We start from the raw sequence: 8,864 nt of genomic DNA, 5'->3' as shown, positions 1-8,864 counted from the left end.
GGCAGCCGCCGGGTGGCCGGGTCGGGCGGCGGCACCGGGCCGCGGCCTTGCCGGCCGGGCTCACCGGGGCGTTGCGGCGGTGTCGGCACCCCCGCAATTCTGCCCCATCACCCACGCGGTCAGCCGGGTGGCGCGCCTGTGGGTTCGCTTCTCATTCCCGCTCGCCCGCCAGCTCCGGCGCTTTCGCATCGGGGCGTTGCTGCTGGTCAGCGGGATTTGCGGTAGCGGCCGCGGCGATCGACAATCCAGCGATGAGCACGCAGATCACCGCGTAGGCGAGGCTGCCGATCGGATCACCGTTGGAGGTGACACCGTCGACGGCGCCGAAGTACGCCGGCAGGGCCGTCAGCCACAGGACCGTCATGACGGCCAGATACACCGCGGCGTAGCCCAGGATGAGCGGGTTCGAATACCGCTCGGCGGCCGGGTCGCGGTCCTTGCGCAGGCTCGACCACTGACTGAACAGCACCGGAATCGCCACCACGGTGAGCACCACGAGTTCGGCGGCATAGACCACCCCGCCTACCGCAGTACTCCCCGAGATCGTCGCGGCGAGCGTGGCGGGCAGGGGTAGCACCGCCGTGCCGATCGACGCCAGCACGCCGACCACCACGGTGCGCCACAAGATCTGCAAGCCGGTGAACGTCTTGCCGTCCTGGACGTGGCGGCCGACGAACAGCTGTACGCAGAACGCCAACGACATCGGCCACAGGGCCGCGAACACGACGACGCTGGGCAGCGGCACCGAATCGAAGAACGGCTGGTTCATCGGATGGTCCAGGGTCCACTCCCACCACCGCAGCTGCGGCCCGATGTGGTCGAAGATCTCGTAGAACGCGTGGTGGACGAACCCGACACAGATCGCGCCGACCAGCACACCGCGCCGGCGGAAAACCCCGAGGATCCGGACGATCTCGTAGGCCACCGTCGCCATCATCGGGTAGATCGCCACGATGTAGAGCGGCAGCCGGCCCCACAGGAAGTCGACCGTGAACACGTTGTGCGCGAACATCGTGTCGACATGGTCGGCGATCCCGAACGCGCCCGGAAAATACAGCGGCGGTTCGATGATCAGCAGATAGGCGATCGCACCGAACCACAGCACCAGGTTGGTGGGATCGTTGTGACGGCGCAGCCGCACGACGGCGTACACCAAGGCCAGCACCGCGCCGACGATCACGGTGATCTCCAGCACCGGCAGCGTCCAGTTCTCCAGCCCGAACGGGTTGCGGAACTCGACCAGCCCTCCAGCGGTGTCACACGAAAAGCCCAGGCGCTCAGCCAAACCTGAGAAGGTCGGGGCACACAGATCAGACATCGGCGGGTTCTTCCTTCTTGTCGGCAGCGCTGTCCGCGGCGTCACCTGCGGTGTACCACAGCGTCACGTCGTAGCCGTCCTGGTAGCGCTGGAACCACTCGTCGGCCAGCACCGGCAACTTCTCGTGTGCCGGATTGTGCCCTGGAACCTGGCTGCGGACAACACCTACAAGGGCGGTCAGCATCTCGCGCACCGGCAGGTGCGCGAATGCATTCGCGATCGGTCCGTCATAGGCTGCGTTGCCGAATGGAAGCTTTTGCAGCAGTGACTTTTTCCGTGCCTGCATGCCGAACATCGACAACGCGTCGATCTGCCGTTCCTCCAGAGGAACGTGCTTGTTGAAGCCCTCGCAGGCAATCTTCATCACGGCCCAGACATGCTTGAAGATCGACGGGGCGACCCGCATCCGGTACCACGGGTCATCCGCGACCGCGTCGTAGATGATCAGGGCCGAACTGCGGTGCTCGACCTCTTCGACGAAGTGCCACAGGAACAGTGACGCCACGCGGTCGTCCCCCGGAGCGAACAGCGTGTCGTCATGATCGAGCATCAACTTGAAGACCGGGGTGAACGTCGCCTCCAGATCCGCGGTGTAGGCCAGCCGGTACTTCAGCGGCGTCTCGGCGGTCAGGTCATCGAAGGCCTTGATCACCTCGTCGAGGGTTTCCTTGAGGGCCGGGTAGGTCTTGATCAATCCCTTGGCGTGCTGCCGGTGGGCCATCGAATGCTGGCCCTCCTGCCGCACGAAGGCCTGGGCCTCCTCGGCCACCGCCGGATCGGTGATGAACGGCATGGCCTCGGTGATCATCTGGCCGATCATCTTCTCGAACGCGATGGCCAGGAACGACACCGCGTTGGCCATCGACGAGAACGCCGGGTTGGTCTCGTTCCACAGGAACGGGACGCGGTGGTCCGCGAACGCGAACCTCATCTTCCGCACGATCAGATCCGTCATCGGTGCCACCTCGCCTTGTCTTGAGACTCTCGAACCGCGGCTGCCTGCTGATCTCGAAAGTAATCATACAAGCAACGCTTGATTTGTATGATTACTACACGCGGATGCGGCCCGTCAACGATGGGTGGCGATATCCTGCAGAGATGTTGCCGGCCAGGAATCCAGACCGTGGCGCGTAGGCGGGGGTGGGACGGGCAGCCGCCCGGCAGCGACGAGGAAGCCTCGGAACGCATCGTGGCCGCGGCGGTGCGGTTGATCGCCGAGACCGGCACCAGCATCAGCATCGCCGACGTCGCGGCATCGCTCGGCGTCATCCGCCAGACCGTGTACCGCTACTTCCCCACGGCCGAGGCCCTGATGCACGCGGCGGCCATCGCCACGGTCGACGGGTTTCTCGACCGGCTCGCCGAGAGCGTGCGCGGCATCACCGATCCCGCCGAGGCGATGACCGAAGGCGTCATGTTCACCCTGGCCGAGGTCACCCGGATACCGCACCTGCGCATCATGCTGTCGGGTCCCCAGGCCGCAGCGAGTTCGGTCAACGTGGCCTCCGACGAAGGCCAGGCGTTCGGCATGCGGATGATCACGCGCTTCGACGTCGACTGGGAGAAGTACGGGTACGACGAATCATCGCTGCGCGACCTGGTGGAGTTCACCCTGCGCACGATGCTGTCGTTCTTCGTCGCGCCGAACGATCCCACCCGCAGCCCCGAGGAGCTGAGGCGCTTCGTCAGACGCTGGTTGGGCGGGTCGATTCTGGCGCAGCCCGCCGATGGTTCGCGATGACGTCGCCGAACACCGCAGGGATCAACCGGTTGAAGATGTCGGCACGCTCCCATTGCAGGAAGTGACCCGCGCCCGGAATCACCAACGGCCCGATGCGATTGAGGAACGCGCGCTCGGTGCGGGGGACGAAATCCTCGCCGACCACATGATCGTCGGGTCCGTACAGCACCAAGGCGGGTACCTCGACCGCATCCATCAACGGGATCTCGGACATCGCGCGGCCGTAGGCCAGTTGGTAGGACGCCCAGCCTGCGCGTAGCCGCGCCTCGTCGGCGAACGGCTCGGTCATGAAATCCACGTCGGACTGGGTGAACGCGTAGGCCGAGCCCCACAACCGATTGGTGTACATCGCCGCCACCCACTGCCTGCGCGCCTCGGGCGTGGTCAGCATCGCGGCGAGCTCGTCGGGAAAGGCACCCTGCATCCACCTGTAGTCACCGGTCGGGTCGGCCGCGCCGCCGACCGATCCAGGATGCCGGGTGCCGATTCCCGAATAGTCCACGGCCATGGGCGGCACGGTGTTGAAAACACAGAAGTGCGTGACGAATCCGGGAAACCGGTGAATCAGGTCGGTGCTGACCACAGCCCCGACATCGCTCGCGGCGATCAGGCAGGACTCGTGCCCCAGCTCGTCGTGCACCAACGCATACAGATCGCGGGAGTACGTGACGATGTCGTGCCGGTCGTCGTGCGGGATCGAGCTGTCACCCATGCCGCGCAGATCGGGGACGATGACCTCGAAGCCGGCCGCGGCCAGGGCTTCGATGTTGCGCCACCAGATCCGCTTGGTCTCGGGATAGCCGTGCACCAGCAGGAGGGGCACACCGCCGATGCCCTCGCGGACAAATGCCAGCGAAACCCCTTCGGCAACAACGGCAGTGTGGATGGTGAAAGCGTCAGCGGCCGGCGCCGGAGGTTGCGCCGGGCGCTGACGCGGATCGTAACGAAAATCCGCCATGGCGAAAGACCTTACGGATCAGCGGATCCCGCGCACCAGCCGGCCCGGTCGGGCACCGGTGTCGACGCCGTGCCGACGGGTCACCGTGCCGCTCACGATGGTCGCGTCGTAACCACTCGCGCCCTGCACCAACCGCTTTCCACCTGCCGGCAGGTCATACGCCATCCTCGGCGCGTGCAAGGTCAGCGCGTCCAGGTCGATGACGTTGACGTCGGCCTTCTTGCCCACGCTGATGACGCCCCGGTCCGACATCCCGTAGAGCTGTGCGGTGTCGTGCGACTGCTTGCGGATCACGTACTCCAGCGGCAGCTTCTCGCCGCGATGGCGGTCGCGGGCCCAGTGCGTCAGCAGGAACGTCGGGTACGAGGCGTCGCAGATCATGCTGCAGTGCGCACCGCCGTCGGACAGGCCCAGCACGCCGGCAGGGTGAGTGAGCATCTCGCGGATCGCCTCGTGGTTGCCGTCGGAGTAGTTGAACATCGGGTACATCAGCATGGCGCCGGCGTTGGCCTCGAGCATCAGGTCGTACATCGCGGCCAGCGGGTCCAAGCCGCGCTGCTTGGCGATCGCCGCGACGGTGCGCTCGTCGGTCGGCTCGTAGTCCGGCGGTTCACCGATGTGGTACAGCCGGTTTGACACATTCTGCGCCAGCATGAACATGCCGTCGAACAGCTTGTTCGGGTCGATCGGCAGGTCTTCCTCGGCCAGGATCGCCGCGCGCACCTTCGGGTCCGCAAGCCGCTCGGCGAGCTCCTCGGGCGTGCATTCGGCCTGCAGGCGCCGGTAGGTCGGGCGATGCGTGAAGGCGTGGTGGCCGGGAAAGCCCAGCAGCATGCCGAACGGGCGCGCCGCCACCTGCGGGAACAACCGGCTACCGGCCTTGTGCGCTGCCGCCGACAGGTCGAGCTGGTCGCGCCACAGATTGGGGTCGGCGTCGACCTGGATCAGGGCGAAGCTGAGCGCACAGTCGATCTCTTCACCGAGGCGGCGCATCCATTCGAGTTCCTTCTTGGGTGCGACGATGTCTTCGCCTGCTGCGCCCTGCGGGGCCAGCTCGAACACCGCCGCGCGACCGGCCGCCGCGGCCCGGCCCAGGGCGAACAACTCGTCTTCGGCCGCGAAAGTGCCGGGCACCGGCTCGCCGTCCATGGCGGTGTGTGCAATGGTGCGCGACGACGAAAAGCCAAGCGCCCCGGCCTCGATGGCCTCCTGAACCAGCTTCGCCATCGCTTTGATGTCATCGGGGTTCGCCGGCTCGTTGCGGGCGCCACGCTCCCCCATGGCGTAGGCCCGGATGGCACCGTGGGCGATCTGGGTACCCATGTCGACAGCCAGTTCGCGCTGTCCGATCACGTCAAGATATTCGCCGAAGGTTTCCCAGCCCCAGGTGATGCCCTCGGTCAGCGCCGTGCCGGGGATATCCTCGACGCCCTCCATCAGGGAGATCAGCCACTCCTCCTGGCCGGGCCGGACCGGTGCGAAACCGACACCGCAGTTGCCCGCCACCACGGTGGTGACGCCGTGGTTGCTGGACGGTTCGAGCACGGCGTCCCAGGAGACCTGGCCGTCGTAGTGGGTGTGAATGTCGACGAAGCCGGGGGCGACGATCTTGCCTGTGGCGTCGATGGTTTCGGCCGCGTCGCCACCCAGGGCCGGGTCGTCGGCGCCGCGCCGGTGCACCTCGACGATCTTGCCGTCCTTGATCGCGACATCGGCGGTGAACCGGTCCGCACCGGTCCCGTCGACGACGGTGCCGCCGGTGATTTTGAGATCGAACACGTTTTTGCTCCCTTGAGGCGTTCAGGCCGCTACGGTGGCAATGTAACACCGTTACATTGCCACCGTCCCGAGTTTGTCCTTCTCAATGGGAGGCATTCCATGGCCCCGACTTCCACGCACACCGACAACCCACGGCGGGTGGACGCGATCGGTGATCCACCGGCGCGCCCCACCCTGGTGCCGGCCGAACGCTACGTCTCACCGGCATTCGCCCAACTCGAGGTGGAGCGCATGTGGCCGCGGGTCTGGCAGGCCGCATGCACGGTCGATCACGTGGCCGAGGCGGGCGACTACTTCGAATACCGTTGCGGCCCCTATTCAGTGCTGATCGTCCACGGGGACGACGGTGAGTTGCGCGCCTTCCAGAACGCCTGCCGCCATCGCGGCAACGCCCTGTGCACCGGCGCCGGTTCCTCTCTGCGGGAACTGAAATGCGGCTATCACGGCTGGACCTGGGACCTGGCCGGCGCGCTCAAACGGATACCGAATCGCAAGGGGTTCGGGTCGGTGCACATGTCGGAGTTTCCGCTGGCTCCGGTGCGGGTCGACACCTGGGAACGACTGGTCTTCGTCAACCTCGACCCCGACGCGATGCCCCTGGCCGACTACCTGGAAGCGGTCCCCGGCGACATCGCCTGGTGCGGCCTCGGCGACTTCCGTTGCTACGCAACGATGACCATCGACGTCGACGCCAACTGGAAGACCATCGCCGACGGCTACAGCGAGACCTATCACGTCCAGACCCTGCATCCCGAACTGCACCGGTGCATGGACGACGTCTTCGCACCGCAGAAGATCTGGGGCCACACCGGCAAATCCGAATCCCTCTACGGGGTTCCCAGCCCGCGGCTCGCGGAATCGCTGAGCGACGAAGAAGTGTGGGACGCCTACGTGTACACCCAGGGTGCGCTGATGGGCGTCGCGGAAGGCACGCCCTTCCCTCGTGACCGGCGGGCCCCCGGCCAGACGGTGGCCGACGTGATCGCCACCCAGATCAAGGAATTCGCGGCCGGGCGCGGCGTCGACATCGGCTGGGCCAGCACCGACCAGGTGATGTGCCTGCACCAGTACAACATCTTCCCCAACCTGACCCTGCTGGCCAGCGCCGACCATCTGACGGTGATGACGTCGTTGCCCGGGCCCGACCCCGACCGAGGGCAGCTCGTGATGACGCTGATGACCCGCATGCCGGCGCAGGCGCCGCGGGTGAGGCCGACGGATGTCCGGATGGGCGCCGAGGAGGCCCATCCCGGCGTGGTGATGAGCCAGGACATCGCCGTACTGACCGGCCTGCAGCGCGGTTTGCACCAGCCGGGGTTCACCCATCTGGTGCTCTCGGCCGAGGAGCGGAGAATCATCAACATGCACCGCAATCTCGAGCGCTACCTCGACCTGCCCGGGCCCGAACGCATCTCCGAGGCGGAAGCCGGCGGATGAGTCCGAAGGCAAAGCCGATCGACGCCGACGTCATCCTCGACGCGGCGGCCGGTCTCATCGAATCCGATGGGGTGGAGGCATTCTCGATGCGCGGGCTCGCCGAGCGGATCGGCGTGGCCGTCACCTCGATCTACTGGCACGTCGGTGGCCGTGACGCGCTCTTCGACAGCCTGGTCGATCGCCTGGTCGCCGAGATGGCCGGGCTGCCCATGGAGGGCGACACTCCGGTGAATCGGATTGCCGCACTTGCCCGCAACCAGCGCAGCCTGTTGATCCGTCGCCAGCATCTGCTGGCGATCGCCCACGAGCGGGACCGGACGCCGACGTTGTTCCTGCCGGTCCAGCAGAAACTCGCCGCCGAGCTGGCCGAGGCGGGCGTCACCGGGACCCGCGCCGCACTGGTGTTGCGGGCCGTGCAGGTGCACGTGACCGCCTCTGCGGTGATGCTGTTCTCGGCTGTGCGGGGCCCGCGGCACCAGGAGGAGGACCCGTCCCTGTGGACCGCGGACTGGCCCGATCAGGCACTCGTCGCGGCCCTGCAGTCCCCCACCGACTACGACGCGGTATTCGAATACGGCCTCGAGGCGATGCTGGCGCCGCTGTCACCTGGGCGACAGATCAATGGACGGGTCAAGGCAGCACGGTCTTCATCAGCATGACGTTGTAGGCCGACCACAGCGACAGGTTGTAGTACAGCTCCTTGCCCGTGGACCACGGATGCAGATACGGCGCGTAGATGCCACCGGGGATCTGTGACGACGGTGCGATCAACTGCTCTGGGCTCCACGGCCCCTGGGGTGCCGGCGCGGTCCGCATCACCACATCGTTCATCCCGTTGCCGTACAGCACCAGGTACTGCTTGAGATAGGTGTTGTACTGGGCTGACATCTCACTGACCGGACCCGGGATCACCGGTGTCGCCGCCGCCGGATTGCCCGGCACCCAGGCATTGTTGTCGGCGTTGAAATACTCGTATTTCGTGAGGTCCGGGATGAAGGCCGGGGACACCCGCGCGATATAGGCCGACCCGCCGCGCCCGTTCGGGGTGCCGAACGTGTAGATGTACGGATCACCCGGGCCGGGCTTGAGGAATGCGCCCATCTGGAAGTTCTCGTTGCCTCCACCGGGCGGGCGGATGGTCCCCGGGTAGACACCCCAGTTCTCACCGTTGTCCGGCGACATCGCGATCGCCGAGAAGTTGGTCGACCATGCTCCGGGGCTGTCCCAGTTCCGGATCGACATGAAGTTCAGATACTGGTTGCGCCCGACGGCGACACCCGCGGTCGGGATGATCCCCGTCTCCTCGGGCGCGCGGCCGATGCTGTTGATGATCTGCTTGGAAATGCCCTGGCGCCACACCGGAGAACCCGAGTATTTGTTGGCGACCACACCGTCGGGCACCGCGACGGTCTGCGACAACGAACCGTCCTGGCTGCGGAACAGCGCGTTGTATCGCCACTGCTTGCCGGGAATCCCGCAGTATCCGTTGGTGTCACCGAAGGCCATCAACACCTGACGGTTCACCGGATCCCCGTTGTCCCACATGATTCCGAGGTCGGTGCCGGTGATGGCGAAGCGCTTGATCGTCTGGTTGGGGCTGTCGGGGCCGGTCACCCACCCGACGATCGACG

At 66.3% G+C, this 8,864-nt stretch carries 8 protein-coding genes; 3 read left to right on the top strand and 5 right to left on the bottom strand.

Annotation, left to right across the window (positions count from 1 at the left end; translation table 11 throughout):
* Window positions 1-151: 151 nt before the first annotated feature.
* Together TX88_RS12005 and TX88_RS12000 are read right to left on the bottom strand one after the other, a co-directional pair.
* Complete coding sequence (locus TX88_RS12005; protein WP_044517029.1) at window positions 152-1,318, bottom strand: DUF7802 domain-containing protein; 1,167 nt, start codon at window positions 1,316-1,318, stop codon at window positions 152-154.
* Window positions 1,311-2,273 (bottom strand): metal-dependent hydrolase, encoded by a 963-nt coding sequence (locus tag TX88_RS12000; RefSeq protein ID WP_044517027.1) that lies wholly within the window; start codon window positions 2,271-2,273, stop codon window positions 1,311-1,313. The genes TX88_RS12005 and TX88_RS12000 overlap by 8 nt, the downstream gene beginning before the upstream one ends.
* A gap of 168 nt (window positions 2,274-2,441) precedes the next feature.
* Between TX88_RS12000 and TX88_RS11995 the strand changes: the two genes are divergently transcribed.
* Window positions 2,442-3,059 carry a TetR/AcrR family transcriptional regulator gene (locus tag TX88_RS11995; RefSeq protein WP_044517025.1) on the top strand — a complete coding sequence of 206 codons (618 nt, stop codon included), beginning with the start codon at window positions 2,442-2,444 and terminating at the stop codon, window positions 3,057-3,059.
* On the opposite strand, the gene TX88_RS11990 is transcribed toward TX88_RS11995, so the two are convergent.
* The gene (locus TX88_RS11990) at window positions 3,004-4,017 is read right to left on the bottom strand and encodes an alpha/beta fold hydrolase (protein ID WP_044517023.1); all 1,014 of its coding nucleotides are present in this window, start codon (window positions 4,015-4,017) and stop codon (window positions 3,004-3,006) included. The two genes, TX88_RS11995 and TX88_RS11990, sit on opposite strands and share 56 nt — an antisense overlap.
* 18 nt (window positions 4,018-4,035) lie before the next feature.
* Window positions 4,036-5,796 (bottom strand): N-acyl-D-amino-acid deacylase family protein, encoded by a 1,761-nt coding sequence (locus tag TX88_RS11985; protein ID WP_044517020.1) that lies wholly within the window; start codon window positions 5,794-5,796, stop codon window positions 4,036-4,038.
* 99 nt (window positions 5,797-5,895) lie between these two features.
* Between TX88_RS11985 and TX88_RS11980 the strand changes: the two genes are divergently transcribed.
* Window positions 5,896-7,233, top strand: a complete 1,338-nt coding sequence (locus TX88_RS11980; RefSeq protein WP_044517018.1) for an aromatic ring-hydroxylating oxygenase subunit alpha — start codon at window positions 5,896-5,898, stop codon at window positions 7,231-7,233.
* The gene (locus TX88_RS11975) at window positions 7,230-7,892 is read left to right on the top strand and encodes a TetR/AcrR family transcriptional regulator (protein WP_044517016.1); all 663 of its coding nucleotides are present in this window, start codon (window positions 7,230-7,232) and stop codon (window positions 7,890-7,892) included. The genes TX88_RS11980 and TX88_RS11975 overlap by 4 nt, the downstream gene beginning before the upstream one ends.
* Here the strand turns inward: TX88_RS11975 and TX88_RS11970 are convergent.
* A partial coding sequence (locus TX88_RS11970) for a glycoside hydrolase family 183 protein (RefSeq protein WP_244438408.1) occupies window positions 7,864-8,864 on the bottom strand: 1,001 nt, incomplete at its 5' end. The genes TX88_RS11975 and TX88_RS11970 overlap by 29 nt on opposite strands.

The sequence above is a fragment of the Mycolicibacterium septicum DSM 44393 genome (assembly GCF_000455325.1).
In the GTDB taxonomy this organism is placed as follows: Bacteria; Actinomycetota; Actinomycetes; order Mycobacteriales; family Mycobacteriaceae; genus Mycobacterium; species Mycobacterium septicum.
Note: the sequence above shows the minus strand (reverse complement) of the source record. Positions and strands in the feature narration are given on the sequence as shown.

Bases quoted from the DNA above. Each gene is read 5' to 3' on its own strand.
- TX88_RS12005 (WP_044517029.1), bottom strand. From the start codon at position 1,318: ATGTCTGATCTGTGTGCCCCGACCTTCTCAGGTTTGGCTGAGCGCCTG.
- TX88_RS12000 (WP_044517027.1), bottom strand. From the start codon at position 2,273: ATGACGGATCTGATCGTGCGGAAGATGAGGTTCGCGTTCGCGGACCAC.
- TX88_RS11990 (WP_044517023.1), bottom strand. From the start codon at position 4,017: ATGGCGGATTTTCGTTACGATCCGCGTCAGCGCCCGGCGCAACCTCCG.
- TX88_RS11980 (WP_044517018.1), top strand. From the start codon at position 5,896: ATGGCCCCGACTTCCACGCACACCGACAACCCACGGCGGGTGGACGCG.
- TX88_RS11975 (WP_044517016.1), top strand. From the start codon at position 7,230: ATGAGTCCGAAGGCAAAGCCGATCGACGCCGACGTCATCCTCGACGCG.